A 397-nucleotide genomic window follows, 5' to 3' on the forward strand; every position below is an offset into this window, starting at 1 on the left:
GCAGGAATCGGGGCGCTGGACCGTCATGGGCGATAACATGTTCCGCCTCAAGGATCGCAAGGGCGGCGACTATTGCCTCGGCATGACGCACGAAGAGATCTTCACCGAGATCGCCCGCCGCGAACTGCGCTCCTACAAACAACTGCCGCAGGTCTGGTATCAGATCCAGTCCAAGTTCCGCGACGAACCGCGGCCGAAGTCGGGATTGCTGCGCACCCGGCAGTTCACCATGAAGGATGCCTACACCTTCGACATCGACGCCGAGGGACTCGACCGCGCGTTTGAAGATCAGCGCCGCGCCTACTGCCGGATCTACGAGCGCTGCGGCCTTGACTACGTCATCGTCGACGCCGACACGGGAGCCATGGGCGGCTCGGCCTCGAACGAATTCATGGTT

Annotated in this window: 1 protein-coding gene; it reads left to right on the forward strand. The window is 62.2% G+C overall.

Annotation, left to right across the window (positions count from 1 at the left end):
* Positions 1 to 37: 37 nt before the first annotated feature.
* The coding region (locus I6F37_RS43535) for an aminoacyl--tRNA ligase-related protein (protein ID WP_306469190.1) at positions 38 to 397 on the forward strand (360 nt) is incomplete at its 3' end.

Source organism: Bradyrhizobium sp. NBAIM08, from assembly GCF_020193935.1.
Taxonomy (GTDB): Bacteria; Pseudomonadota; Alphaproteobacteria; order Rhizobiales; family Xanthobacteraceae; genus Bradyrhizobium; species Bradyrhizobium yuanmingense.